The organism is Vibrio sp. R15-SG3-ISO1B (assembly GCF_059833835.1).
Genome location: NZ_JCBDGG010000029.1, coordinates 196,188 through 223,155, shown reverse-complemented (window position 1 = coordinate 223,155; position 26,968 = coordinate 196,188). Strand labels below are relative to the sequence as shown.

Genomic DNA, 26,968 nt, shown 5'->3' with positions numbered 1-26,968 from the left:
ACTCGCGAGTGCCGCTCAAGATGAGCGGCCATGTTGACAAGATTAGGTGGTCCAATGAATAAAACATGGAAAATCGTCCTGCCGTTACTATTGAGTGGTGGATTGGTGGCGTGTTCAACGACGGGTGAATCAGTGGTTGAGCCTGAGCAAACGCCACAAACGCAGGAGCCGGAAGTGACAACGCCAGAGGTGACGTCACCAGACACCTCGGAGCCAGAGCCGACTGCACCACAAGAGCCTGAGGTCAAACCTGAGCCTAAACCGGAAAAACCAGTGGCACCTAAGCCGACAGAATCGCCGAAGAAAACGGCGGATGGTAAGTTGATGCTTGGTGAACAAGAGTGGGTGTATGTGCCCGGACTAGAAGCGAGCTTTAAAGCGCGTATCGATACTGGGGCGACAACGTCATCAATCAGTGCGGTAGAGGTGTTGCCGTTTGAGCGTGACGGAAAGGATTGGGTCAAGTTCAAAATTGAACACGAGGGTGTAAAAAGCAGAGAAATTGCTTTGCCTGTTCAGCGCTGGGTGAAAATTCGCCAATCAACTTCTGAAGAGTCTGAAAAGCGCGCAGTGGTTGAGGGCTGGATTCAAATCGGTGATGTGAAGGAAAAAACAGAGTTCACATTAGCCGACAGAACGCACTTGACCTACCCAATACTTCTTGGTCGTAGCTTCTTTAAAGACATTGCCGTTGTCGATGTCAGCCGTACGTTTATTCAAGACAAACACAAGTAAAACGCTATGTTTGTCAGCTGAAAAAAAGCCGCTTAGCGGCTTTTTTTATGGATTATCACAAGAGACTCGGTTAGATGACCTTGCCTTAGTCAATGGCCAGCAATTCAACGTCAAAAATGAGTGTCGCTGCGGGTGGGATAGGGCCAGTGCCGCTTTTTCCGTACGCCAATGCGCTTGGAATAAACAGTCTTACTTTGTCACCGACGTTCATGTAAGTCAGTCCTTCTTGCCACCCTTTGATCACTTGACCAAGTTTAAAGCTGATAGGCTCTCCACGGTCGACAGAGCTGTCGAAGACCGTGCCGTCAATCAAACTACCGTGGTAGTGCACTTTTACTGTGCTTGCCACGGTAGGGAATACCGTCCCGTCACCTTTGGTGAGTACTTGGTATTGAAGACCACTGTCGGTGGTGATAACGCCTTCTTTTTGGCCATTCTCAGCCAAAAATGCCTCGCCAGCAGCAAGATTAGCTTCGGCCGCTTTGCTATTCGTCCAAGTACGATAGACAAAAAACACCGCGAGAACCACGATAACGATAGGAATGATAATTTTAGACATAGTAACGTCCTGACAGAGTTAAGGTTGAGCAAGTAAGAATTGGATCGTATTGGCAATGTCGGCAATATCGCTGTGGGCAGAGGTAAGGATGCGATACTTGCCTTTGACGATGAACATTGGCACCGCATTGATCTGCCCTTGAGTGGTCATCTCATGCGCGCGTTCGATCTTTTTAAACAGCTGACTTTGCTGATCATTATCGAGATTGTAAGGGCTGGTTAAGTTGCGAGTTTCAAACGCCGCATCAATCGCTTGTTTCTTGTCATCTAACGATGCGCCATCCCCCATTTGCGCAGCGGCAAACAGTTCCGTCATCATTGCGTGATCCGGTGTATGACCAAGTTGCATTTGCGCGGAGTAGTAAATCATCGCACCCACTTGTGCGCTTTCATTGAACGTGACGTGCACCTTGCCAAACGACTGGCCGACCAATTGTTCAAGTTCAGGTAGCGCCTCTTCCATTTTACGACAGTGACTACAATGTAGAGAGAACACTTCAATAACGGGCTCCACTCGGAAGGTGGAGAGGTTAACGGGGAGTGGTTCGTAGTGTTTGCCTTCGGTGGGTTCGGTTGACTCACTGCATCCGGCTAAGCCAAATGTCAGTATGACGAGTGTCAGAGTAAGGAGTTTGTTCATTATGACTATCTCTGTATGCGCAGGCTTATCGTTCAACGTGACACCAACTCGATTTAACTCATTGGTTTATCGTTGAATTCGCGCTGAGCGTGGAATGAGTTTCGATTCTACTATCGATAAGCCTTGATTCACAAGCTAAGTAGGTGGAGTCGCGACCACCCTTAAAGTCTGTAGGGTGGTAAGAAATATGCGTTTGGTCACGAGAGAAGCGCTAAAGTTCGTGCAAAATGGTCGATATAAAGAGAGTGTTGAGAAGTAACGAGTGATGACGACCATGACAAAATACATTTTGCCTCTACTGTTACTCCTGTCTGGATGCAGTGCCTCTATTCCCAAGGAGTTTGCTCGACTAGGCGGAGATATGTTGGATACCGCTCCGCAAAGCGACTCTGAATTGCGTTATCCAGATTGGGGTAATCCGCCGATGTTATCATCAAACGCTGGTGTACAAGGCCCGATGGGGCAACAGCGCACTCAAAGCTATGGGGACTTACAGAGCTTTTTAGTCAGCAATGGTGTCGATTACGAAATTCTTCCGGGGAATCATGTGATGGTCAAACTTAAAGATACGATCAAGTTCCGCACTGGCTCATCGAACTTATCACCGGATTCTTTATATTGGGTCGATATGGTGGGGCGTTACTTATCGAAACAGCCCGACATCGACATCGTGATTGACGGGCACGCCGATAGTACAGGCAATGCCTCTTTCAATGATCAACTCTCTGTCAAGCGAGCACAAGCCGTAAAAGCGCAACTGGCGCGCAACAACGTATCCATGAACTCTATTTTCACGCGCGGCTATGGAGAACATGTGCCAGCCTGTAGTAATAACACCCCGTCTGGCAAAGCCTGCAATCGACGCGTGGAAGTCCTCTTTATCGTTTCGAATAACTAGCGGGTGATAGCCACCATACGTTATCTCACACTGACCAACCATGAGCCTGACGTTTGTCAGGCTTTTTGTTCGTTCGAAAGTTCTTCTTAGGCCTCTGAGTTGCAATTGTGGCTTGCTCTCCGCGATTTCAGCAACAATCTGGCGATAACTTTCTAACATTTTGTGTTCGAACGCTCATTTGTGGCGGTCGATGCTTTTCTGTGTTCTTGCTTTGTGCACAATGACCTCATAAGACAAAAAGAAAGTAAAGGACCCTACTATGACGGAGCAAAAGTACATCGTCGCTCTCGATCAAGGCACGACGAGCTCAAGAACGGTGGTACTCGACCACGATGCCAATATTGTCAGTGTCTCCCAACGTGAATTCACTCAGATTTACCCGCATGGAGGCTGGGTAGAGCACGACCCGATGGAGATCTATGCCACGCAAAGCTCAACATTGATTGAAGCGCTGACCAAAAGCGGTATTCGCAGCGACCAGGTGGCGGCGATCGGTATCACTAACCAGCGTGAAACCACTATTGTCTGGAACAAAGAGACGGGGAAACCGATTTATAACGCGATTGTTTGGCAGTGTCGTCGCACCGCGAAGATTTGTGAGCAGTTACAAGAGCGTGGATTGTCGGATTACATTCGTGATACCACAGGGCTTTTGCTTGACCCTTACTTCTCGGGCACTAAGGTGAAATGGATTCTCGACAACGTCGAAGGCGCACGTCAACTGGCGCAACAGGGAAAACTGCTGTTTGGTACGGTGGATACCTGGCTCGTGTGGAAAATGACACAGGGTCGAGTGCATGCAACCGACTATACCAACGCCTCACGTACCTTGTTGTTTAACATCAACACCTTAGAGTGGGATCAGCGCATGCTCGACGAATTGGACATTCCGCGTTCCATGATGCCGGAAGTGAAAAATTCGTCAGCGTTGTTTGGTCAAACGAACATCGGCGGCAAAGGCGGTACGAGAATTCCGATTGCTGGGATCGCAGGCGACCAGCAAGCTGCGCTGTTTGGCCAGATGTGTGTGAGTGCCGGCCAAGCGAAAAATACTTACGGCACGGGCTGCTTCTTGTTGATGAATACCGGAAATGAAAAAGTGACCTCGCACAATGGATTGCTGACGACGCTCGCTTGCGGCCCGAGGGGAGAACCCAGTTATGCGCTAGAAGGTGCGGTATTTATGGGTGGCGCATCGATTCAGTGGCTGAGAGATGAGCTTAAGCTGCTCTCTGATGCGAAAGATTCTGAATATTTCGCAACCAAAGTGGCGACCTCAAATGGGGTGTATGTCGTGCCAGCGTTCACCGGTTTGGGCGCACCGTATTGGGATGCGTATGCGCGAGGCACCATTGTTGGGCTAACGCGTGGGACCAGCGCGAATCACATTATCCGTGCGACGTTGGAAGGCATTGCTTATCAAACCCGTGATGTGATTGACGCGATGCAAAATGATTCTGGTATCAAACTCGAAGCGTTGCGCGTTGATGGCGGCGCAGTGGCGAATAACTTCCTGATGCAATTCCAAGCCGATGTGCTGGATGTCGACGTGATGAGGCCCAAGGTCACCGAAGTCACTGCGCTTGGGGCAGCGTATCTTGCCGGGCTAGAAGTCGGTTTTTGGGACAGCTTGGATGAGTTGAGTAACAAAGCAGAAATCGATCGCCAGTTTACGCCGCATCATGATGAAGAGAAACGCCAACGTCGATACAAAGGGTGGAAGCGCGCTGTCAGTGCTGCGCAGGCGTGGGCTGCATTGCATGAAGAGGACGACGACGAATAAAAGAGCGCCCTCGCTACAGTGAGCGAGGGCGTCTGTCTAATTAAATCAAAATTAAGCGGCGCTCGTCACTTTTTCAGCGCTGCTTTTTTTTTCGCTTTGCATTTTGGCAAGGAAGTAGACGTTCACACAAGCGATGAAGCCGTTGGTGACCACTACTGGCCACGCATCAATCATCAAGCCGTAAGCGGTGAATAAGCCACAACCAACGAAGTTTAAAATGCGAAGCTTAACGATATCTTTCATGGTAAGTGAGATAGCGACCATGATAGACGCCGCGTAACCCAAAATTTCAACCATATTCATGTCCATAATTTGACCCTCATAATGTATCTAGGCAGTGTCTGTGCCCGACCCAATTCTTCTCGTCATGAGATAAGTGAGGAAGCTCCGTGCCTCGAATGGTCAGTTGATTAACTGTGGTGGACTATAGCAGGGTGAAATGTGTGACGAAACCCTCAATTTGCGTAACGGAGAAGGTTAGCGATTACGCAAACGTTTTACGTCAAGAGACAAAGGAAAATAACGATTTGTGTTGAGCTGCAAAGACGTTGAGACGTAAAAAAGCCCGCAGGTGATGCGGGCTCGATAAGCAGTAAAATGACGCTGAGGGTTATTTCTTCCCTTGTGCCACTTTATCTTCTTCGGTGAGCTCGCGAATACGGCGGCTGATTTCACGGCGTTCTTTTGAAATTTCAGCACTTTTGATGATGTGGTCATCGACGCGATCTTCGTAATCCGCTTTCATGTTTTTGATGATTTGCGTGATCTCTTCGGTGGTCATGGTTGGCTTGATGTAATCCAGTAGGTTATCGAGCAAATCGACACGCTTCTGGTTATCACGAACTTTCTTTTCGTTGTCTAGAAGTTCACGCTTGAGTTTATTTTTACGACGAGCCTGAGCTACGATTTCAAATACACCACTCATAGTAGGTTCCTTTCCTAATTCTCATAAAGACTGACACGATTAAATCACATCATGTCGCAGGTGAATAGTCTTTAGATCAATCATTACAGCATGTTGACGCTTTTATCGCCGGTCACTCTGGGCAAGAGCAACGCAGTGATTGAGCCCATAGGAAAGTTCAGGCTATTATCAGGGAACCTCTTCAAACTGGATTGTTTTCAACATTCACTATGTGTCAATCAATGCTACGTCACTCGTCTATTTTATTTAACCTCGCTTCCGTTGTTGAAGACGACATTACTACTGCTGTTGAGGCGTCACCGAAGACAGAGAAAGTGGCCAACGCGTATCGCTCTGAACGTACGCGTCAAGAGATCACAGAAGTCGAACTCAACCGTAGCAAGATAGTGATGATGGACAACAATGGTAATATCAAAAGAATCCCACTCATTGGTGAGCACTAACGCACGACGTTTAGTGCAAAGTGCGACATCAAGAGCCACGTTAAGGATCTAACATGAATATAGAACTGACCCCTTTAGAAGCCCGAGTGATCGGTTGTCTCATCGAAAAAGAAGTCACGACACCGGACTATTATCCACTGACACTCAATAGCTTGACAGCGGCCTGTAATCAGAAAAGTAACCGTGAGCCTGTTATGGCGCTTAGCGACTCAGAAGTGCGTGATGCGGTCGATAGCTTGATTGCCCGCCGTTTGGTCAGCGATGAAAGTAGCTTTAATAGTCGAGCGAATAAATTCCAACACCGTTTTTGCAACACTGAATTTGGTGATTTGAAATTAACCGATCAAGAAAAGGGACTGGTGTGCTGCCTATTGCTCCGCGGTGCGCAAACGCCAGGTGAACTTCGCTCTCGTACCAATCGACTGGCTGAGTTTGCAGATGTGAAAGAAGTAGAAGCGCTGCTCGACAGCATGGCGTCTCGCGAGGAGGGACCACTTGTGGTTAAGCTCCCTCGTGAGCCTGGCAAACGTGAATCGCGTTATCAGCATCTATTCAGTGGCGCAGTCGATATCGGCGTTATTCATCAAAGCCCTGTTTTGGCGCCAACAGCCGGCGATTCTGACGCACTGCAACGCATCGAGCAATTAGAGCACGAAGTTGTAGAGCTCAAAGCCTCCCTTGAGGATCTGAAAGAACAACTTGCGTTATTGACGTCATAACAGATGGAAACAAGCGATAAGGAAGCTCCGTGCTCGGCGTGGTACGTCTATTTTGTCCGTACCCGCTCAAACTCACTGTATTGTGGGATAACCACAGACGTCGAGCGGCGATTCTCCGAGCATTGCGGCGGAAAAGGCGCCAAGGCGCTGAAAGGAAAAGGACAGCTAACCCTTGCCTGGTGGAGCTATGTCGCGGACTCGCGCAGTCAGGCCAGCAAGGTGGAAGCGCGGTTAAAGAAACTGAGCAAAAGCAAGAAGGAAGCAATCGTATCTGGTCACTTGTTATTCACTCAGGCGATTGATGCTTGATAAATAAAAGATTTACCTGATAGTTTGTAATATTTTGTATTAACCTTAGAGATGAAATCATACTAAAGGTTGATATGGATATGAGACTAACAACGAAAATTTCATCAGTGGCAATGTTAACAGTACTTTCGTTACCTGCGAACAGTGCGACGTTTGTCGCGGACGCTCGTGGCAACGGGATGGGCAACACAGGCGTCACGAGCGCTGACTACCTGCTCGGCGCGTTTTATAACCCTGCTTTAGTGGCCGTTCATCGTGAAAATGACGACTTTGGTTTATTGCTTCCATCGATTGGGGCAAACGTTCGAGATGGAGACGAATCGCTCAAAGTGATTGACGATTTGCAAGACACGATAGACCGCTTTGACCCGAATAATCCAGATCCTGCAACAGAGGATCAGCTCAACGCCTACTTGGATCAATTGGCGGATGATAAACCATTAGGTGTGAATGGTGGCGCAGGCGCTGCAGTTGCGTTTCCCATCAACACCCTCTCAGCAAATGTCTTTGTGCGCGGTTACGCGGATGTAATAGGCAAAACCAACATTGCTGACGATTCAGACACTCAGGCCCGTTATGAGAACTCAACTGTTAATTTGTGGGCCTTTGGTTACACAGAGGTGGGTGTGGCTCTTGCAAAGCGCATCACGCTTGGTGGTCAAGACATTGCCATAGGTGTCACGCCGAAATACCAAGAGTTGAGAACCTATAAAGAGACGATTTCCGTCGAAGATTTCGATATTAGTGACTACGATCAAAGTGAAAACAAGCAGAGTCACTTCAATATGGACCTCGGCTTTGTCTGGTTCTATCAAAACTTTCGTTTAGGCATAGCCGCAAAGGATCTGTTTAGCAAAGATATCGAAACTTTAGATGGGCTCGATAAATACGCTTTTAATACTCAGGTGACCGCTTCGGGTTCTTACGTATCAGACTATTTTGTTGCGGCATTGGATGTTGATCTTACCAAACAAGAGCGTTTCGAAGTATCTGCTCTAGGTGTGGAGGATGATACCCAGTTTGTGCGCTTCGGTATTGAAGGCAACGCATTTGGCTGGGCACAACTGCGTTTAGGTTACCAAGTTGATTTAGAAGAGACGTTAGACGATTCAGTGACGGTTGGCTTGGGTATTAGCCCCGGTGATTTAGTCAGTCTTGACCTTGCTGGCAGTTACGCGGGCGACAACCAATTTGGCGCCTCAGCAAATTTGGCATTTACCTTCTAAAATATACTGTTAAGACTGTTCAAACAAACGCTTGTTTGAACAGTCTTTGAGGTTAACGTGGCGACAAAAGCGTGTTACTGTACAAAAGCTCGTTAAACGGCGTATTTGGCAACAGTTGGCTAGAGTATAATGAGAAAAAACAATAATCTAATAAAAAAGTTTGGTGCAGGCTTGGTGCTGTTTTCTATGGCAATCACAGCGGAGGCCACGCAGGTATTAGACGGGTATTGGCAGTATGACCAATACTTGGACGAATTTCCAACACAGCGAGTGCTGACTGAATATCTTGGGGATACAGTGCGAAACGCGCCGGTTCCACTGGCGGCTAAGCAAGAGAAACCGATATCTATTTCTGTTATCTATCCTGGTCAACAAGTCTCCGATTATTGGGTGCGCAACATCAAAGCTTTTGAAATGCGCTTAGATAGGCTGGGCATTCGTTACGAAATCAATCAGGTATTTACCCGTCCGAATGCGGATGTTCGTCAGCAGAGTTTGTCATTACTCGAAGCAGTACAAAGTAAAACTGACTATTTAATCTTTACCCTTGATACCACTCGACACCGAAAGTTTATTGAACACGTACTGAGTTCGACCGACACTAAACTCATATTGCAGAATATCACTACACCAGTTCGGGCTTGGGCCGATCAGCAACCTTTTTTGTACATCGGATTTGACCATGTCAAAGGTACTGAGGTTTTAGAACAACACTATAAAGAAGTCACGGACAAGCAAAGCCGTTACTCAGTGCTCTATTTTTCTGAAGGCTACGTCAGTGATGCGAGAGGTGATACCTTTATCGAGGCGATGAGTCACCATGACAATTATGTGTTGTCTTCATCGTTTTACACTCAAGCGACTCGTGAGTCAGGCTATGAAGCGGCAAAACTGGCTTTAGAACGCGACCCTTCGATTGAGTTTATGTACGCATGTTCAACCGATGTGGCACTTGGTGCATCAGATGCGCTTAAAGAGCAAGGGCGAGAGGATATCTTGATCAATGGATGGGGTGGAGGTAGCGCCGAATTAGATGCGCTTGCCGATGCTCATTTGTCGTTTACTGTAATGCGCATGAATGATGATACTGGCATCGCGATGGCAGAAGCGATCAAATGGGATCTAGAGAGTAAACCTGTTCCGCAAGTATACTCCGGTGATTTTGAATTGGTCACAGCAGGTGACGATTCCGAGCGTGTGCAGTCGCTAAAGCAGCGCGCATTTAGGTACTCAGATCAACCATGAGTAAAACCGTGAGTCGTAGCAAGCACAAACTTGCCACCTTATTGACTAACTCAATTTTCTTGACCATTGTGTTTTTAACCATGGTCATGCTGGTGCAAAACTACCAAGTGAATCAACAGGTGGTTGAGCAAGAAGTGGCGCGTTCCAAGCAGCAAACTCAGAGCCTTGTTCAGGAAAATTTCAATTACCGCTTGAGTGCACTTGAGATCCAGCAAGACAGCTATAGCTTAAACGATGGTTTGTTCGAGGCTGTTGCGCGAAAAGACGACGACGCCGTCATCCGCATTTTTGACGGCATTGACCAACGCACCCCCAGTCTTGCACCGGATTTTCGATTTGTCGCCTCGCGTGATCAAGTTGTCTGGGCGGATTACAATTTTCAATTTTATGGTATCACCCAAGCGCAGATCCAACACCTCCATGATGAGACGGTGGCAAGTCGTGCTTGGCGTTTAGAACAATTGCCCACACCACTTGGCGTGCGTTATGTTCTGCTTCGTCGCACAGCCATTGTCAATCTAGATACTGGTGAAGTGTTTGGCCACGCATACATCGCTGTGGTGTTGAATGACAACTTCTCCTGGGTCAACTCGATACTTAAAGCTAGTAACGCCAACGATTTGATGTTCGTCGTGGGTTCAGACATTATCGCATCGAGTACAAAAAACAGCGATTTGCGCCATATAGATTGGCTTGCCGCTGCCACAAAGTCATTCAATGCCAGTGAATTTACGGTGTCAAAAACCGATCTAACCATCAACGAGTCGCCCACTTATTTATCGGTTTATACCATCCAGAGCAATGAACACATCATGTTGTTTGTTAAAACACGCTACATCTGGATGGTTGTGATTGCCGTACTCATTGTGGCGATTACGGTATCGACACGCTATTGGATTGGGCGTCGCTTATCGAGCGAACTGCAAACTTTGATGGATTACACCGAAAGCACATCCAAGTCGATGACACTCGAGCCCTTTTCGGGGTCCACAATCAAAGAGTTTGACCACATAGGTCATGCCTTTCAAAGCTCGTTTCAACGTATTCGTCAACAGGAGAAGCAATTCACTGATTTGTTCAACTTCTCCCTTTCTCCAATCATGCTATGGGACGTCAATGGTGAGTTGATTCGTATGAACCCTTCTGCAGAGCGCGCATTTCGAGAGAGCAGTCGCGCCAGTGACGGGGGAGCAAGCATGGTTGAGTGCCTTACCCCTCACATTCGAATGTGCGCTAAAGGCGCAACGCTCACCGGCATTAATACCACCATAGGCACTAAGACGTACCGGTGGAATCTGTCTCCCATTCATGTTGATAACACAGAGCTACAAATCATGGCTCAAGGTCAAGACGTGACCAGCCTGATTGAGGCCGAAGAGCAGAGTAAGCGTGCCCGAGAAGAGGCCCTTGAATCAGCACGTATGCGGGCCGATTTCCTAGCAAAAATGAGCCATGAACTACGCACACCACTCAACGGTATTTTAGGGGTTTCACAGTTACTCAAACATAAACTCAAAGAGCCGAGTAATATCGAGAAAGTCGATGTTTTATGTAATAGTGGCGAGCACTTGCTGGCGGTGTTAGATGATATTTTGGATTTTTCCAAAATTGAGCGTGGAAAATTTAACATCGAACGCATTGATTTTAAGCTGAGCGAGCTCACCAGCGCGGTCGACAATATTTTTAGACCACTATGCCAAGAAAAAGGTGTCGGTTTTGTTGTGGAAAGCAATTTCTCTGACCAAGTTTGGGCGCACAGTGATCAAGTTCGCTTGAATCAAATACTGTTTAATCTCGCCAGTAATGCGGTCAAGTTTACACATGATGGACAGGTGACGGTGCGTATTCACCTAGTGGGTGACGAAGACGAGCAGTTACTCGAGATCGTCGTCGAAGATACTGGAATTGGGATTGACGGTGAACGTCTGAAACACATTTTTGAGCCGTTCGTCCAAGCTGAATCGACGACCACTCGCGAATACGGAGGTAGTGGCTTAGGTTTAGCCATTGTGCATAGCTTAGTGGAAATGCTCGATGGTACCGCGGATATTGAGAGTATCAAGGGCGAGGGGACGATCTTTTCTGTTCAACTGCCTATCCACACTAAAATTGCCGATGAAAAACAAGCACAAAGTGGATTGCAATTTGATCCGAAAACCTTGTTCGATCGCGCGCTCTCAGTATTGCTTGTTGAAGACAACCATACCAATGCCTTTATTGCCAAAGCCTTTTGTGAAAAGTACGGCATGGAAGTGACGTGGGTAAAAGATGGCTACAATGCCCTTGAGTTGTTGCAAGCTCAGGTGTTTGATTTGGTATTAATGGACAACCAACTGCCGAACCTCGGTGGTATCGAAACGACGGCAAGAATTCGCAGTGAACTCCAATTAACCGTGCCTGTTTTTGCTTGTACCGCAGATGGAATGGAAGATACGCGCAGAGCCTTTGAACAAGCTGGGGCGAATTACGTCATCGTCAAGCCGATTAAAGAGTCGGCATTGAATGTTGCGTTCCACTACTTTAAACAACATTTCTATACCTAGTCGAGCCAGCCTATTTTCGTTTGGTAGGGCGTGATCGGAATGTAAGAGGTGGCCTTAAAACTTCGAATGCAAATGCGCTTGCTCTAGAAACAACGTCTTTAACTCTTCAGTTAGCTCAAGTTCAGGGCTAAATTTTATGCCTAATTTATGCCCCGACTTTTCCTTGTTGATACTGACAATGGAGTATTTGGGCGGCTCAGGCAAGGTTTTCGATAGGTCATTGTGTAACTCTATGGCGCTGCTGGTGGAGAGTTCGTTTTCACCAGTAATAAACACCGCACAGCCTGAAACAGATACATCGACGATCGTTGCCTGATAGCTGACGTTGTTTGAGCGTATCTCGACAGGCATATGAACAGAGAACCGTTCATGATCGCGGATGGTTTTGGTGGCGAAATGACTAGGCTCACGGACGCACAACATGTGGCAAGGTTGATTCAGCTTGCACATCACAGACGATTTAAACGCAACCACATGGCCGAGTTTACTGGCGGTGATTCCTCGAACAATCACTTCAGTGTTGGTCAATTTTCGCATGATCAGCGCTTCGGCGGCCTTTTGAGGAAAATCTAAAACGAAGAATTGAGATTCTTTATGGCCAATGTAGCTCGATGTAAAGCTAAACTCATCGTTGGGGCCAAAATTGAGTGTGACAGACAGTTTCACTCCTGGTCTAAGCAGTGTGTACAGTTCGTCGAGCGTTTCGTGGGTGTGAGTCATAGGTATCATGTAACCCTGTATCAGGTTTCTTGTTAATCACTATAATGAAACCTGACACATAATAAAGCCGCAATCACGAAAAATATGACACCGATTTGTGATGCTGTTACACAGCGCCCTCATAAATAGGCGCGTCCTGTTTGCAATGACAAATCGCAATATAGTCACTGATGGCGTCAATTTGCTCTTGAGTGCACAATAAATGCAATTTTGAGCGGCGCGTCAGTACATCGCCTGCTTCATACCCCATCTCTGTGGTGATGAGAAAATCGATTTCTCGTTGATAGACACCTGGCGCAAACTTCATTCCCAAGTCTTGCTCTTTTTGCGCATTACCAAGAAGTAAGAAGACGCGCGAACCATAGGCTCTTAACCAACGATTGAGTGTATATGAATCGAGATAGGGAGCCTTGGTTTGCAGTGCGGACTTCGCATCTTTCCAATCAAAATCTAAACCACCCGGTAAAGGTGTCTCTGCTGTCCAAGCCGGTAATACCTCCAAATATTGACTGAGTTGCTCCATTGCCGCTTCAGCCAGTTTTCGATAAGTGGTCAGTTTCCCGCCAAAAACGGACAGTACAGGCGCATCGCCATTACGCCCATCAATAGATAGCGTGTAATCACGAGTGATGGCTTGGGGTGAGTCGGACTCATCGTCACACAATGGTCTTACGCCGCTGTAGTCTGAAATGATGTCTTGAATCGAAAGTTGGTGACGAAAATGTCGGTTTACTACGTCAAGTAGGTAATGTTTCTCTTCATCGGAGATCGCGACGTTACGTGGATCTCCTTGATACTCGACATCAGTGGTCCCTATGATTGAAAACTTCTCCATGTATGGAATAACGAAGACGATGCGTTTATCTTCGTTTTGCAGAATATATGCTTGAGGTTCATCGTGAAGTTTTGGCACGATGATATGCGACCCTTTAATCAGGCGGATGCCATAGGGCGAAGTAACGTTCGCTTGCTGAGTGAGAAATTCTCTCACCCAAGGACCTGCAGCATTAACCAGTGTTTTACTTAGACGCTCTTGTGCAACGCCGGTGCGTTTATCGTAGAAAGTGACACGCCATAAGCCCTTGTCTCTGACTGCTGAGGTCACTTCACAATAGTTGCTGACTTCGGCACCATTTTGTTTCGCGTGGAGAATATTCTCAATTACCAAGCGTGCATCATCCACCCAGCAATCGGAATACTCAAAACCGGTCTTTATGTCGGCCTTGGTAATGTTCTGGTTGTCGAGCATGATCTTTTTGCTCGCGGGTAGGGTGGTTCTTTTGCCAATGTTGTCGTAAAGAAACAGCCCAATTCGGATCATCCAAGCCGGCCTTAAAAATGGTCGATGCGGTAAGCGAAAGCGCATTGGGAACGCGATGTGTGGGGCTTTCTTGAGCAACACTTCACGTTCGGCGAGCGCTTCCGAAACTAAACGAAACTCGTAATGCTCTAAATATCTCAGCCCGCCATGAATCAGTTTTGAACTCGCAGAAGAGGTCGCACCGGCAAAGTCTTGAGCCTCATATAGCCCAACCTTTAACCCACGGCCTGCTGCATCCGCAGCGATGCCCGCACCATTGATTCCGCCACCAATGACGATAACGTCCAATGGTTCATGGGGGGAGTGTGTCAACAAGCTTGCGTCCATTAATTTTCTCCAAAATGCTCATTCGCTCATTAATATGTTCATTTAATCACGAAAAAACAGGTTCGAATAGAGATGAAATGAAAAAAGTTTGAATATGATCCAATCAGACTATCGAACGAATGAAAAAAAACCTCGGCTGAGCCGAGGTCCTAAAACTTTTCATCAATGCGTGGCGTTTATTTTCGGGCGAGTTTTTGATGGGCTCTTGAGAAGTGATCCGCACAGAATGCGCCGACAATGGAAAGCTCACCCGCCAGGCAAAGTGCGGCGGCCATTTCAGCGAGCGCTTTTGCGTGGCCAGCACCATACAGCCCGAGAATTTCCAAGCAGGCTCTTTGGCTCGGCAGGCCAGTCCCACCGCCAACGGTACCCACCATCAAGTTTGGCAGTGTGACGCTAGCATAGAGGTCGCCTTGTGAGTTGAGTTCCATTCGAGTCATTCCGATGGCGGATTCAGCGACGCAGGCCGCATCTTGACCACATGCGATGTACAAAGCCGCCAGTGCATTCGCATAGTGGGCATTGACGCCAATACTGCCAGATAACGCAGCGCCAGTTGTGGTCACTTGTCCAAAGCGAGCCATTTTTTCCGGCGTCGTATGCAAGTAGCGCTCAACCAACGCTCGTTTTATCGTGACTTCTGCGGTCACTTTTTTGCCTCGTACATGGCGTAGAGTGTAGTTATTGGCTTTTTTATCTCCTGACAAATTGCCGTCGAGAAACGCTTCTTTGGGTGCTATGGGGGTGGTCTTGAGGATGTGGTGATAAACCTCATTGGTCGCGATAGTCACCATGTTCTGTCCACTCGCGTCGCCCGTGTGGTATTCAAACACCAAGTAGACGTGGTTCCCCTCAATATTGACATTGATATCATGCAACTTACCGTGAGAGGTCGTGGTCTCGGCAATGTGTTTGAACTGTTCATATTGGGTGGTGACCCAAGCGACAAACTGGCCCGCCTCAGCCAGTGTTTCAAATACAAACACCGGCGTGCGTGTAACGCCTTCGTTGAGCAGCATTGCGCTGGCCCCGCCCGCCTTAGTGATCAACTGAGCGCCCCGGTTGTATGACGCGACAAGAGCGGCTTCGGTGGTCGCCAGTGGAACCAAATAGTCGCCTTGTGCGTGTAGGCCATTTACCCGCAACGGGCCGGCGATGCCTACCGGGACTTTTACCGTGCCGATGAAGTGCTCGATATTACGGTCAAAAATGGCACAGTTTTGCTCAGTCTGATCATCAAGCAACAATGAGCGGTCGGTGAGCGCCGAGAGTGTTTTCCACCGTTGGTTTAGCGCTTTCTCGGAGATGTAAGGGCTCGGCGTCAATAGGCGTGACGGTTTTCCTTCTCGAGGCGCAAGTTGTGAGGTTAAGTCATACTCCTCATCTTGCGTCTGGAAAGGCGTGTAGGTGTTCGGGGCGGCGTGATTCATTTTTGGCATAGTGATAAACGTACAAAAATAGTGATAAACGTACAAAAAGTGTTAGGCATTCTAACGGGGTGAGGTTTGAACTCAACACCGCATCAAGAGGCAGAGAAACAGGATAGAAGAAAATGGGCAACTGGCTGCGCGAGTTGGCCTTGGGACAAGGTCTTACACATGGATATCTAATAAGGTTCCAATCATATCTTGATCGCGTTGAATGACATTCGTACCGATTTTGCTGTATTGCTCCGCTTGTGTCAGCTCAGCGAGCGGCTGGATGTGGTCAATTACCGGTGCTTTGAATTCAACCTTATTGAAATCGAGGGATTTGTCTTTAAGTGGGATCGGGGCATTGGTCTGGTTGTTGATTTCGAGCGCAGCCTCTTCAGCCATGCGAGATGACTGGTCGATGATATGATAGCCAGATTGTATTGCTGAAACAGACATAAGCGCCTCCACTTACTCTAAGCTTAAGGTGTCTGCCTGCATTGAGCAAGTTTGATTACGAAAAGAGGCTTGTGATCATATCCAGCTCATCATCTGAGATAATCGATTCACTAGGATGATCCAATTTGGCGTTGATATCGCCAAGAAGTGCGCGTAACTGCTGAGGTGATAGGCTCTGCAGCTGCGTGCGGATAATCTCAAATTGTTGTGGTGACATATTATTAACCCCACTTAGCATCATGTGCTCAAGTTCAGTTGTGAAAGAGATGTCTCCGTTCATCGTCTTACGCCTATGCGAAAATTCATACAAATCGTAAGGAATTGTGCTGTTTTTTTGTCCGAGTTTTGTCAGGAAAAGTTAGATGACAGCAATTTCATGACTCTGTATTAGTGGGGCTTATCACTCTTACGCTGAATTTATTAGCCAGTGAATGCAACTCAGGAATCATTCGATAGATAAGGTGCAGCTGTTGCAACACGAGACGCACCGAATTATCGTCTTCTTCACGCCATTCACTTAGCCGAGAGGTAATCGTAGGATCTTCCGTAATCGCCATGTTTTCCGTAATCACAATGTCTTCAGCGTAAGGTTTACGATTTAAACGCATACGCAGCAGTTCAAGATGCTGGTGAATCAACCGGTGGGTATCGAGAATCAACACATGCGTTTGCTCGTTGTCAATGCGGGTACGGTGCGCGCCTAACGCTGAGACATAACTAAGTAGCGCATGGTTCAAGGTTAAAAAGCGGAAACTCTCATCTACGGCGCTTCGATAGCGCCCAGGCTCTGCCAGCATGGTCGATATGGCGGCAGTGAGGTTCGCGTCACTATTGTGCGCCGCTCGTCGAGCGATTCGGTAGGCCAGATTGTCTTTTTTACCCACGCGATATTGGCCAATGATTTGGGCTAAATATGCTTGATTCGCAGCGATAGCTTCGGCCATCACGGTGTGCAATCGTTTAGACTGCCAATCCGGGAGAATATACGCCACCGCGCCAACGGCCAGTAAGCAGCCTATGATCGTATCCGCGAGACGAGGGAGCACTACCGCGTAGCCTTCTCCTAGTTGGTTGAAGCTAAACAGAACTAAAACGGTAATAAAGCCTGTCGCGTAGCCATAATTCGCCAAACGAAAGGCAAAGAAGGCGACACCCGATGCGACAATCAGCACCAACTGACTCTCTTGCGAGGGGAAAAAACTCAGCAGTGGCACACCAACCAAAAGACCAGCAATGGTACCGACCACACGGCCAATCAGTTTTTGTCGAGTCGTGCTGTAGTTGGGTTGGCAAACGAACAAGGTGGTGAGCAAAATCCAGTAGCCATGGTCAATATCAAACGCTTGGATGATGCCGTAACCCACCGTTAATGACAGAGACAGGCGTAGCGCATGGCGAAACAGAATCGAGTCACTGTTGAGGTTGGATTGTACCCGCTGCCACATCGATTTGAGCGTGTGCGCTTCGGTGTCATCCAATTCATCCTCTTCGGGTTTTGTGGTGTCTGGGTTGCTGACGTTGGCGAGCAGTTTTTCCACCATGGCTAAGTTGTTAAACAAGTAACCAAGCTGCGCTAGCAGAGGTTTCCATGTGGGGTGATTTTGCGCTTGGAGGTGCGCTAATGAGTTTTGCAGTTCATCCAGTGCGATGACTGAATCCGTATCGTGTTGATACGCTTTGCCAGTCATGATGGCTTGACTGATGCGCTGACATGCCTGTTTTTGAGTGTCAATAAGGTGTTTGAAACGAAACAAAATATCGGAACGCTCAAAGTGTTGCGCTAATTCTTGGTAACGATAGTGGCTCGAACTTAACCGCTCATGGATATCTTGCGCAATAAAGTAGATATTAAGAAAACGGTCGCTGGCGCTGTCCACATGGCCACGTTTTGAGCGGCTGAGCAGCGTCGATTTGCACTGATTGAGCGCAGTGACGGTCGCCGCATTGCGTTTGGCCTCTTCGATACGCATCGGTTGTGGATTCAAATTGGTCACTGGGTGAAACAATTGGCTTTTCAGATCCAGGTAATGGCTGAGTTGATAAAAAACGGTAGATAAACTTTGTTGTACCGGTTGCAACGGCCAAATTGCAAACCAAACCATAGAAACCAGGAAATACCAACTCGCACCAGTAAGCAGTAATATCGGTTGGAACCAACTGTCACCACTTTGGTCAATGCCGAGCATGGTGTAGATAGCGATCAATAACGAGCCAAAGGCGATACTTGCGTAGCGACTACCGATTGCGCCAAGCATGATAAAGCCAAATGTCGAGGTGAACAGACCCAGAGCGAACAGCCAAGGCGTATCAAACAACAGCTCTATCGAGAAGGTGGCGATCGCGAAACAGATCAAAGTAAGGGTAATCGACTTTAACCGCCCAACAAAGCTGTTGTCGGTTTCAGCCAGCGCCGCCGCGATGATGCCAAGAATCAGTGGGACTAATAGCGTCTGCTGCTGCCAATGCCAGGCAGGCACTACCGCGCCAAGCAGCGTGATTAAAATCAGTAAGCTGTTATTAAACGTTCGGTTCACCCACAGGAGGCGAAGTTGGTGCAAATAGGGCACGGGCGTCTCTTCTTGGTTAGCTTTGGGGTAAACATTACCACCGACTCTATGGTAACTAACTGATCGAGGTAATGAAATAGGTCTGTTCGATGCGCAAATGACCCGCCCAGCCCTTGACTTATGTAGCAAGGTTCTGAAAAGTAGGGGCATCGCATTAACGTTTAGAGTTTGCGAGTTGATTATTGACGCCAAGGAACCTTGTGACATGCAGTTAAGTGCATCCCCATCCGCTACATTTTTTACTCAAAACGAATACCACCACGTCGAACTGGGTGAGCAGGAGTTGATTCTACGATCCGAAACGAAAGAAACACGGGTGCCTTTTCGTGTTTGGGATGGGCGAGTCAAAGTCAAAACGGGGATTGTATGGAGTGGGCTTGAGTTTTATAGCCACATTGATGGCGGTAAAGAGCGTCGTTGGATTGTTCAGGGCCTTAGCCCAAAAGCGTGTCGGCAATTCGCGCTGCACGCGGTGGCCAGTTATGAGCAGTGGCACGCCACTCAATGCCAACAGCTCAACCAGTATGTGCCAGAGTGGGAAGCGGCAATCGATCGTCAACTGCGTCGACCTACGTTCTTAAGGCAGTCGATGTTAGCTGCGTGGAATACGAAAGTGATGGACGATTTGGCATGCATGCGCATGACACTCGAAGAAGCTGAGTTGCGGATGCCAAAGCGCTTAGCGCCACTGCTACCGTGGATTGAAGAGACACAAACGTCACTCCAAACGCGCAATCATCAATGGATGGAAACCGAACTCGAGAATTGGGAGGTACTGTTTTCACGCATCGAGTCCTCGCCGCTTAACCTTTCTCAACGCCGAGCGGTACTACTCAATGATGACAATAACCTGATTTTAGCCGGCGCGGGTTCGGGTAAAACCAGTGTATTGACGGCGCGAGTGGCCTACTTGCTGCAAAGTCATTTGGCGCAAGCCGATCAGATTTTAATGCTGGCGTTTGGTAAAGACGCCGCAAGCGAAATGAAACAGCGCCTTGAGAGTAAAATTGGTCTGAGCGCTGAAGGGGTGGAAGTCAGCACATTTCATAGTCTAGGACTGAAGATATTAAATGATGTTGAATCCAGTCGCGTTGAGATTTGCCCCGTTGCGGTGGACGATAAGTTGCGTCACGGATGGTGTGTCGACTGGTTGAAAAAGCACTGGATGACGCCGACCAACTTTAAGCGTTGGCAAAAACATTTGGTCAAGTGGCCCATCGCCTATTTGGCCGGGGATGATGAGTTAGGCAGTCATGTTGAAAACCCTAAACTCATCGCCTGGCTAGAGAAACAGTTGAGTCAATTGGCTGCAATGGGTGTATCGAAGAAAGAGCTGCAGCAGCGATTGGTTGAGCACCCTGACTACACTCGTTTGAATAGCGAACTCTCTTTGGTGTGGCCTTGTTATCAAGCTTGGCAGCAGATGCTGAAAGAGCAGCAGCAAGTTGACTTCAATATTATGATTTCAAGAGCCGTCGACTATGTGAAGAAGGGCAAATTCCGCGCGCCTTGGAAATACATCATGGTGGATGAGTATCAGGATGTCTCTCCCGCACGTCTTGCTTTGATTGAAGCACTGTGCGCGCAAGTGGAACCCAATGACGAGGAAGATGGCTGCGCGTTATTTGCCGTCGGCGACGATTGGCAATCTATCTATCAATTTGCTGGTTCTGACGTTTCGTTGACGACAGGGTTTAGTGAACGCTTCCAACATGCGACCATTCACTACCTCGACACCACATACCGTTTTAACAATCAGTTGGGCGCGGTTGCCAATCGATTTGTGCAGCAAAATCCACAGCAGTTGCAAAAATCACTCAATAGCCACAAACAACAAAAGAGCAAAGCGGTGACACTGGCACCTGCAGGTCAAGTGGAAAAAATCCTTGATCAACTGGATCGTAACGCCAAGCAAACAACCCAAGTGATGTTACTCGCCCGAAATCACTATCATCGCCCTGAACTGCTCGACGACTGGCAGAAAAGGTTTCGACAATTGTCGATAGAATTTATGACTTGTCACGCGAGCAAAGGACGTGAAGCCGACTTTGTGATTATATTAAATGTGGATGAAGGGCAGTTTCCAGCTCGAGTGAAAGCGCTCCATTTGGACGGCGCCTTGACACAATCACAAGAACGCTACCCGTTTGCAGAAGAACGGAGACTGTTCTACGTCGCGCTTACACGCGCAAAGAAAAAGGTTTGGGTAACCTTCAACGGGAGCGGTTCGAGTTTTGTCAAAGAGTTGCTTGAAGAGGATTACCCGGTCAGTATTGTGAAATAGCACCGCGAGGAGTCGCCGATGGAATTTTGTATTGCGCTCACCACCACCAACAGTCAATCGCTTACTGAGCGAATCATAGATGCGTTACTTAAAGAAAGGCTTGCCGCTTGTATTCAAACCATGCCCATTGAGAGTCACTATGTCTGGCAAGAGCAAGTGTGTCGTGACAACGAAACCTTACTGGTGATCAAAACGACACAGAGCAACTACGTTGAAGTTGAACAAAAGGTGGTGGAGTTGCACGATTATGACACCCCGCAAGTCGTGAAAGTGCCCATTGTCGATGGTTTCAACCCTTATCTCAGTTGGCTTGAGGCAAACACTCGTCGTTGAACGGCCATCAGAGCGAGTGCGCTTAACGCGCCCAAGGTGTCCATCAGCATGTCTTTTTGCGCATCCCATATATCACCTTGGGAACCGAGGAAGGCGATGCCCTCATCGCCACCCGCCAATTCAGCGTACCACCACTCAATGATTTCATAGCCCGCTGCCAGCGACATCATTGAGAATAGGGCAAAACAAGCAGACAGCCCCCACGGTAGCTTGCGTTTTCTCATCAGGTATTCCGCTATCGGATAGGCGTAAAGGCCGATAGAGAAATGGGCAACGCGGTCAAAGTGGTTTCTCTCTGAACCAATGAGTTGGTTGAACCAGTCAAAGGGGACCTCAGCAAACGTATATTTTGCACCAATCGTGTGTAATACCAGCCAGACGAACATCAGAATGTAGGCCGTATGGCTAAATACGTAGCGCTGGGATAACCACCAAACAATCGCCAGTATCGCCACAGCAGGCACAATTTCAGCCAACCAAACATGAATTGAACTTGGGTTAACAACAGAAAATAGAAACACTGCGCTATAGATTGCAGTGAGAAACTTCAGGGTTTTTAGGTGTGTTGTACGCATAGTCGCTTACGGTTTGATTGATATGCTACTGTTTTACCATTAAATAAAACGCTGTTCAATTGTAACTTTCACTCTGCCGATCTCGCTTTATGTTGAAATTCCGCTTTGCTGCACACTCTTCGTGCAAACACTTACGTTACCTGTAGTCAACATTTGATTTACCTCTAGGAGGCACATAGAATCGAGTCAAATTCTAATAACGAGTAAAGAAAGCATGAAACTGGATACCGTTGATTACCTTGCTGACGATGCCGCAGAGCAATTTGTTCAATCCCTGAGAGAGACCGGCTTTGGTGTATTAAAAAACCACCCAATTCCGCAAGAGTTGGTCGAGTCAATTTACGAAAATTGGTACCAATTTTTTACCTCAGAGCGCAAAAATGATTTCCACTTTAACGTCGAAACGCAAGATGGTTATTTCCCGCCTAGTGTCTCAGAGGTCGCGAAAGGTCATACAGTAAAAGACATTAAAGAGTATTTTCACGTCTATCCTTGGGGGCAGATTCCTGAGGAACTCAAAGCACAAATTCTTGATTACTACCAGCGTGCAGATAGATTTGCCCAAGAGCTGCTCGGCTGGGTTGAAGCTCATGCGCCGAAAGAAGTACAGGAGAAATTCTCGATTGCGCTTTCTGAGATGATCAATGGTAGCCAGAAAACCTTGCTACGCATTCTGCATTACCCCCCAATGACGGGCGATGAAGAGCCCGGCGCCATTCGCGCAGCGGCTCATGAAGACATTAACTTGTTGACCGTATTGCCCGCCGCCAACGAACCGGGCTTGCAAGTGAAAAGTAAAGAGGGTGACTGGATCGATGTGCCTTGCGATTTTGGCAACCTCATCATCAATATTGGCGATATGTTACAAGAAGCATCCGGTGGCTATTTCCCATCGACCACGCATCGCGTGATCAATCCAACCGGCGCTCGCCAAGAGCACTCACGCATTTCACTGCCGCTCTTTTTGCACCCCAAGCCTGAGGTTGTGCTGTCAGAGCGTTACACCGCCGACAGCTACTTGATGGAACGCCTACGTGAGTTAGGGGTTATCTAACCCGATCAAGCAGATGACAATAGAGTCGCCTTTGGTGGCTCTTTTTTTCGCACAGAATAACAGTTGTTGTCTGTTTTACTCGACAAATGGTTGATGATCCATTTAAGTAAAAGAAAAACCGTGAAAGGATCCTATGGGTAATCAGCAAGCACTCGCGACGTCGTTTCAGCAATACATGGAAAACCCTCTGCTTTGGCCAATCCTCGAAGTGCTACGCAAAAAGCCGTCGGGGTGGAAGGTACACACCTTAGCGGCTCATCTTGGTGAACTCGGTTATATGCCTGAATTGGATCCTTTGCCAGAAAAAGATCTCTTTAAACGCAATTTCTTGATGATGAATGCCCTGTACCAACTGCAAGAGACGCTTTACCCAGATAATTGGCTGCAAGTCCAGGCGATGAATATTGTGCTTTTACCGACGCTAAAAAGTCATGGTTTTGCGATTGATACCGATGATCCTTTGCGAGATTACTACACCCAGTGGTCTAATTATGAAGCAGAAGAGGGCGAAGTGAAGCGTCTGCTGAATGAGTTTTGGAGTCGTTATCAGAGGTTTCTTGGGGGCAATCATCATGAAGATATGGACCGCCGCAAAGCACTGTCATTATTTGAACTGCCTCAAGAGGCGACACAGACAGAGATACGAAAAACGTGGCGTAAGTTGGCGCTGAAGTGGCACCCTGATAGAGAGAATGGCAACAGCGAACGATTCCGAGTACTGTGTGAAGCGTGGAATGTGCTTCGCCAGTAAAAAGGGATTCTAAGCAGCCAAACCGTGGACAGCAAACCAAGCGGCTTCTGTCCATGTTGTGACCGTGTCACATATTCAACGTTTTATTGACCTTTAAACTGCGATTTGCGCATGCGGTTGAGCGCGGCCATGACGTCCAACACACGCGGTTTGGCAAGGTCACCTTGATTGGGCATAGTGTGATGCCACTGGTCATTGAGCATTTGTGCCACGTCTTTAGCAGGGGTGGCAGACCAACCAGGACGCTGAGCCAACTGAAACCACAACCAGCCAATCGCGTTCACTTCTGAGCTCGATTCCAACTGCTCAAGAGCCGAAAGGTCGGTAAACTCTTTGCCAAAACGCAGTGAATCGACGCCTTTCGCCGCAACGCGAAACTTGCCGTCTGCCAATACCGCTTGCAAAGCAGAGCAATTCAATTTACGAGGACGGAAAGTAGCGAGCGCTGATTCGGCTTCATTTTGACGCGTGGTTGGGTGCTCTTGCGTAACAAGTTTCGCTTTTTCGGTCACATCGATGGCTTGGTAATCGTGCATTTGAATCACGGTATCCGCCACATCTAGGTAATCGCCTGAGCCCCCCATAACAACGATGGTTGAGATGTCCAATTCATCACGTAACTGGCCAATGCGATCGACCAAGGGCGTGATCGGTTCATCACCTTTTGCGACCAAAGCCTGCATGCGCTCGTCACGAATCATGAAGTTGGTGGCTGAGGTATCTTCATCAATCAGCATCGCTTTAACGCCAGATTCAATAGATTCTTGTAACCATGCTGCTTGAGAGGTCGAACCGGACGCGTCTTGGGTTGAGAAATGAGCCGTATCTTTGCCCATCGGTAAGTGGTTGATGTAGTTTGACAGGTTCAAGTCATGCACGCAGCGCCCGTCTTCGGCGCGGATTTTCATCGCTTCGCTGCTGGTGACGACCCATTCTCTGCCATCGCCGGCAATGTGGTTGTAAATAGAGCGTTCGATAGCGCTCAGTAGCGTCGATTTGCCATGAAAGCCGCCACCAACGATCAATGTAATGCCAGCCGGAATGCCCATACCTGACACCGCACCGTGATGAGGGGTATGGAACGTCACTTCAAGCGACGGCGGCGAGACAAACGCGACCGCTTCTTTCATTGGCAAGTCAGAGTTACCGGCCAAACGCGGCAGCACGGCGCCATTACCAATAAAGGCGACTAAGCCACGCTCATCCAGTTGATCTCGAATCGCTTGTTGATCTTCCACACCTTGGCAATGTGCAATAAGAGCGGCTTTATCTAACTCGCGCTCAATCGTGGCACGACGGATAAATTTAGGTAGGTGAAAGGTGAGGAGGTTAAGCGCTTTTTTTCCAAGGACACTGCGTCCTTCTGCGGGTAAATTAACCCGAAAACGCAGCTCTATGCCTTCGTCAGTAAACATCACCGCAGTGGAATCCATCACAGTTTGACCCGTTAGGGCGATGCTGATGAGGTTTTCTTGTTTTGCCAGTTGAGCAAAGGTGCGGGCGATAAAGTCGCGTGCCGCAATTTGATAGACAGCAGATTGCTCACGTAGCCAGTCTAAGCCGGTCAACGACCAAGGGCGGAGTGCGCGCACTCGTGATGCTGAGGCATGCGGGTCGGCTTGAACGTAGTCGATGTGAAAGGTGTAATCGCCAAAGTCGTATTGACCTTTGATTTGCTGATAAGCGCGATAGTTCTGCTTTTCGATTTTTTTAAGGGTGGCGGTTAACTGATCCATGACTGGCTCACTATAGAATTTTGAAAGCGTGGATTATAGAAACCTGGCGGCGCGGAGTAAAGGTAAACTACCGAAGAATAAGGTGCTAGAGGTCAGTGGAACCTAGAGCACTCGCCGCGCGAGGAAGGCACGGCGAGTAGGGGAAGTTACGCCTCTTTTGTTTCGATAAATGGGGCTAAATCGACATCAGCGTGATAATCAATGGCATCAAATCCGAAACCATTCAAATTGAGAAACTCCTGCTTGTAGCCTTGATAGTCACCCAGCTGTTTGAAGTTATCTTGGTTCATCTCTTTGAGTAGGAGCGCCACCTCATCCTGAACGGGCTTGGCCAATTCTAGATCGTCAATACGTATTAACCGTTCGCCATCAACCTCTACTTTTGCTTGATTGTAGAGCTTGCTTGCGTATAGCCGTTGCATTTGCTCGATACACCCTTCGTGCACGCCTTGCGCTTTCATCACTTTGTAGAGCGCCAAAAGGTAAGGCGTTAAGCCAGGGATAAATACACTTGCCTTAGTGACCAGCGCCTTGCACACACAAGCGAATGCGCCGCCATCGAAATTGGCTAATTTCAAATTCAATGAATGGCTAGTCTGATGCAAATCGACTTTGGCTCTTCCAAGGGTGCCATCAAGATAGATAGGGTGGGTGATCTCAGGCCCGATGTAAGAAAAAGCAAGCGTTTGACAACCTTGGGCAATCGATTCTGAGTTGATTAAGGTATCCACCCAGGCTTCCCAATCCTCGCCGCCCATCACTTTTTGTGTATGATGCGCTTCTTCTTCCGTTGCGGGCTCTAATCGGGTGTTGATCCACGCATCGTGCTCGAGATCGATCGTTGCACCGGTAATCGGTTCAAACATTGGCTTAATGGCTGAGCGCCACACTTCACCGGTGTCAGGGTCAGGTCGCAGGCCGCTGGCGACACTGTAGATAATTAAATCGACTTCGCCTTCAAAATAGGTTTCTATCGCTTCAACGACTTCGTTCTTGATCGCTGAAGAGAACGCATCGCCATGAATATTTACCGCGATTCGTCCTGCCTTTTCAGCATGCTGTTTGAAGAAGTAGTCATTGAAGTAACCTGCGCTGCCTACGCCTTTTTCACTTGGGCTACGCTCAAAGGAGACGCTGATGGTATCAGCTTGAGCCCCGCCAAACGTCAGAGCGATACGCGATGCCAAACCAAACCCTGAAGAGCCACCAATGATTAGCACACGTTTTGGTCCGTTTTTGATCGGCTCTGCTTGTTGTACGTATTGGATTTGACGGAGGAGAGCTTGTTCACAGCCGTAAGGATGCGCACTGCGAGCTATCACACCTTGTATTACTGGTTCAATTATCATGAAACTTTCCTTAGAAACGGACGTTGTCTGATTAACCTAGCGTAAAAATAGGTAAA

26 protein-coding genes are annotated in these 26,968 nt (G+C 48.0%); 13 read left to right on the top strand and 13 right to left on the bottom strand.

Annotated features, from left to right (window positions below):
- Positions 1-54: 54 nt before the first annotated feature.
- The gene (locus AC6R0S_RS07985; RefSeq protein ID WP_334551810.1) at positions 55-735 is read left to right on the top strand and encodes a putative ATP-dependent zinc protease; all 681 of its coding nucleotides are present in this window, start codon (positions 55-57) and stop codon (positions 733-735) included.
- Between the two features lie 85 nt (positions 736-820).
- Here the strand turns inward: AC6R0S_RS07985 and bamJ are convergent, their stop codons facing one another.
- Positions 821-1,294 carry a BamJ family beta-barrel-assembly machinery protein gene (gene bamJ / locus AC6R0S_RS07980; protein ID WP_500631339.1) on the bottom strand — a complete coding sequence of 158 codons (474 nt, stop codon included), beginning with the start codon at positions 1,292-1,294 and terminating at the stop codon, positions 821-823.
- Between the two features lie 18 nt (positions 1,295-1,312).
- A complete protein-coding gene (locus AC6R0S_RS07975; protein ID WP_500628310.1) occupies positions 1,313-1,933 on the bottom strand; it encodes a thiol:disulfide interchange protein DsbA/DsbL in 621 nt (206 codons plus the stop codon).
- 274 nt (positions 1,934-2,207) lie between these two features.
- On the opposite strand from AC6R0S_RS07975, the gene AC6R0S_RS07970 reads away from it, so the two are divergent.
- Entirely contained in the window at positions 2,208-2,831 is a 624-nt protein-coding gene (locus AC6R0S_RS07970) for an OmpA family protein (protein ID WP_500631338.1), read from the top strand.
- Between the two features lie 259 nt (positions 2,832-3,090).
- Complete coding sequence (gene glpK / locus AC6R0S_RS07965; protein WP_500637643.1) at positions 3,091-4,614, top strand: glycerol kinase GlpK; 1,524 nt, start codon at positions 3,091-3,093, stop codon at positions 4,612-4,614.
- A gap of 51 nt (positions 4,615-4,665) precedes the next feature.
- Here the strand turns inward: glpK and AC6R0S_RS07960 are convergent, their stop codons facing one another.
- Together AC6R0S_RS07960 and AC6R0S_RS07955 are read right to left on the bottom strand one after the other, a co-directional pair.
- On the bottom strand, positions 4,666-4,923 hold the full coding sequence (locus AC6R0S_RS07960) for a YgjV family protein (protein ID WP_334551815.1): 258 nt from the start codon (positions 4,921-4,923) through the stop codon (positions 4,666-4,668).
- Between the two features lie 301 nt (positions 4,924-5,224).
- Entirely contained in the window at positions 5,225-5,539 is a 315-nt protein-coding gene (locus AC6R0S_RS07955) for a DUF496 family protein (protein ID WP_500631336.1), read from the bottom strand.
- A gap of 221 nt (positions 5,540-5,760) precedes the next feature.
- Here AC6R0S_RS07955 and AC6R0S_RS07950 point away from each other — a divergent pair, with 221 nt between their 5' ends.
- From AC6R0S_RS07950 to luxQ, 6 genes are all read left to right on the top strand, one after another.
- The gene (locus AC6R0S_RS07950; protein ID WP_500631335.1) at positions 5,761-5,982 is read left to right on the top strand and encodes a hypothetical protein; all 222 of its coding nucleotides are present in this window, start codon (positions 5,761-5,763) and stop codon (positions 5,980-5,982) included.
- Between the two features lie 53 nt (positions 5,983-6,035).
- Entirely contained in the window at positions 6,036-6,701 is a 666-nt protein-coding gene (locus tag AC6R0S_RS07945; protein WP_500637642.1) for a YceH family protein, read from the top strand.
- A gap of 3 nt (positions 6,702-6,704) precedes the next feature.
- A complete protein-coding gene (locus AC6R0S_RS07940; RefSeq protein ID WP_500637641.1) occupies positions 6,705-7,010 on the top strand; it encodes a GIY-YIG nuclease family protein in 306 nt (101 codons plus the stop codon).
- An 80-nt stretch (positions 7,011-7,090) separates the two neighbouring features.
- Complete coding sequence (locus AC6R0S_RS07935; protein WP_500628304.1) at positions 7,091-8,236, top strand: conjugal transfer protein TraF; 1,146 nt, start codon at positions 7,091-7,093, stop codon at positions 8,234-8,236.
- Between the two features lie 186 nt (positions 8,237-8,422).
- Positions 8,423-9,481 carry an autoinducer 2-binding periplasmic protein LuxP gene (locus AC6R0S_RS07930; protein ID WP_500637640.1) on the top strand — a complete coding sequence of 353 codons (1,059 nt, stop codon included), beginning with the start codon at positions 8,423-8,425 and terminating at the stop codon, positions 9,479-9,481.
- On the top strand, positions 9,478-12,024 hold the full coding sequence (luxQ, locus tag AC6R0S_RS07925) for a quorum-sensing autoinducer 2 sensor kinase/phosphatase LuxQ (RefSeq protein WP_500637639.1): 2,547 nt from the start codon (positions 9,478-9,480) through the stop codon (positions 12,022-12,024). The genes AC6R0S_RS07930 and luxQ overlap by 4 nt, the downstream gene beginning before the upstream one ends.
- Positions 12,025-12,078: 54 nt before the next feature.
- On the opposite strand, the gene AC6R0S_RS07920 is transcribed toward luxQ, so the two are convergent.
- The 6 genes from AC6R0S_RS07920 to yccS form a co-directional block, all read right to left on the bottom strand.
- Entirely contained in the window at positions 12,079-12,744 is a 666-nt protein-coding gene (locus AC6R0S_RS07920; RefSeq protein ID WP_500631329.1) for a PilZ domain-containing protein, read from the bottom strand.
- A 106-nt stretch (positions 12,745-12,850) separates the two neighbouring features.
- Complete coding sequence (gene glpD, locus AC6R0S_RS07915; RefSeq protein ID WP_500637638.1) at positions 12,851-14,392, bottom strand: glycerol-3-phosphate dehydrogenase; 1,542 nt, start codon at positions 14,390-14,392, stop codon at positions 12,851-12,853.
- Between the two features lie 176 nt (positions 14,393-14,568).
- Positions 14,569-15,831, bottom strand: a complete 1,263-nt coding sequence (locus AC6R0S_RS07910) for a hydroxymethylglutaryl-CoA reductase (protein ID WP_500637637.1) — start codon at positions 15,829-15,831, stop codon at positions 14,569-14,571.
- A 153-nt stretch (positions 15,832-15,984) separates the two neighbouring features.
- Positions 15,985-16,263: a hypothetical protein gene (locus tag AC6R0S_RS07905; RefSeq protein ID WP_500628300.1), complete on the bottom strand. Its 279-nt coding sequence runs from the start codon at positions 16,261-16,263 to the stop codon at positions 15,985-15,987.
- A 55-nt stretch (positions 16,264-16,318) separates the two neighbouring features.
- Complete coding sequence (locus AC6R0S_RS07900) at positions 16,319-16,543, bottom strand: hypothetical protein (protein WP_334551826.1); 225 nt, start codon at positions 16,541-16,543, stop codon at positions 16,319-16,321.
- Between the two features lie 94 nt (positions 16,544-16,637).
- The gene (gene yccS, locus AC6R0S_RS07895) at positions 16,638-18,830 is read right to left on the bottom strand and encodes a YccS family putative transporter (protein ID WP_500637636.1); all 2,193 of its coding nucleotides are present in this window, start codon (positions 18,828-18,830) and stop codon (positions 16,638-16,640) included.
- 205 nt (positions 18,831-19,035) lie between these two features.
- Between yccS and helD the strand changes: the two genes are divergently transcribed.
- Both helD and cutA read left to right on the top strand, forming a co-directional pair.
- Entirely contained in the window at positions 19,036-21,114 is a 2,079-nt protein-coding gene (helD, locus tag AC6R0S_RS07890; RefSeq protein ID WP_500637635.1) for a DNA helicase IV, read from the top strand.
- Positions 21,115-21,132: 18 nt separating this feature from the next.
- Positions 21,133-21,447 carry a divalent-cation tolerance protein CutA gene (gene cutA / locus AC6R0S_RS07885; RefSeq protein ID WP_500637634.1) on the top strand — a complete coding sequence of 105 codons (315 nt, stop codon included), beginning with the start codon at positions 21,133-21,135 and terminating at the stop codon, positions 21,445-21,447.
- On the opposite strand, the gene AC6R0S_RS07880 is transcribed toward cutA, so the two are convergent.
- On the bottom strand, positions 21,411-22,022 hold the full coding sequence (locus AC6R0S_RS07880; protein ID WP_500637633.1) for a DUF2238 domain-containing protein: 612 nt from the start codon (positions 22,020-22,022) through the stop codon (positions 21,411-21,413). The two genes, cutA and AC6R0S_RS07880, sit on opposite strands and share 37 nt — an antisense overlap.
- Before the next feature lie 214 nt (positions 22,023-22,236).
- On the opposite strand from AC6R0S_RS07880, the gene AC6R0S_RS07875 reads away from it, so the two are divergent.
- Positions 22,237-23,076: an isopenicillin N synthase family dioxygenase gene (locus AC6R0S_RS07875; protein WP_500637632.1), complete on the top strand. Its 840-nt coding sequence runs from the start codon at positions 22,237-22,239 to the stop codon at positions 23,074-23,076.
- A gap of 133 nt (positions 23,077-23,209) precedes the next feature.
- Positions 23,210-23,827, top strand: coding sequence for a DNA-J related domain-containing protein (locus AC6R0S_RS07870; RefSeq protein WP_500637631.1), 618 nt, complete (start codon positions 23,210-23,212; stop codon positions 23,825-23,827).
- Positions 23,828-23,910: 83 nt separating this feature from the next.
- On the opposite strand, the gene AC6R0S_RS07865 is transcribed toward AC6R0S_RS07870, so the two are convergent.
- The gene (locus AC6R0S_RS07865; protein WP_500637630.1) at positions 23,911-25,563 is read right to left on the bottom strand and encodes a P-loop domain-containing protein; all 1,653 of its coding nucleotides are present in this window, start codon (positions 25,561-25,563) and stop codon (positions 23,911-23,913) included.
- A gap of 146 nt (positions 25,564-25,709) precedes the next feature.
- Positions 25,710-26,912, bottom strand: a complete 1,203-nt coding sequence (gene fabV / locus AC6R0S_RS07860; RefSeq protein WP_500637629.1) for an enoyl-ACP reductase FabV — start codon at positions 26,910-26,912, stop codon at positions 25,710-25,712.
- Positions 26,913-26,968: the final 56 nt, after the last annotated feature.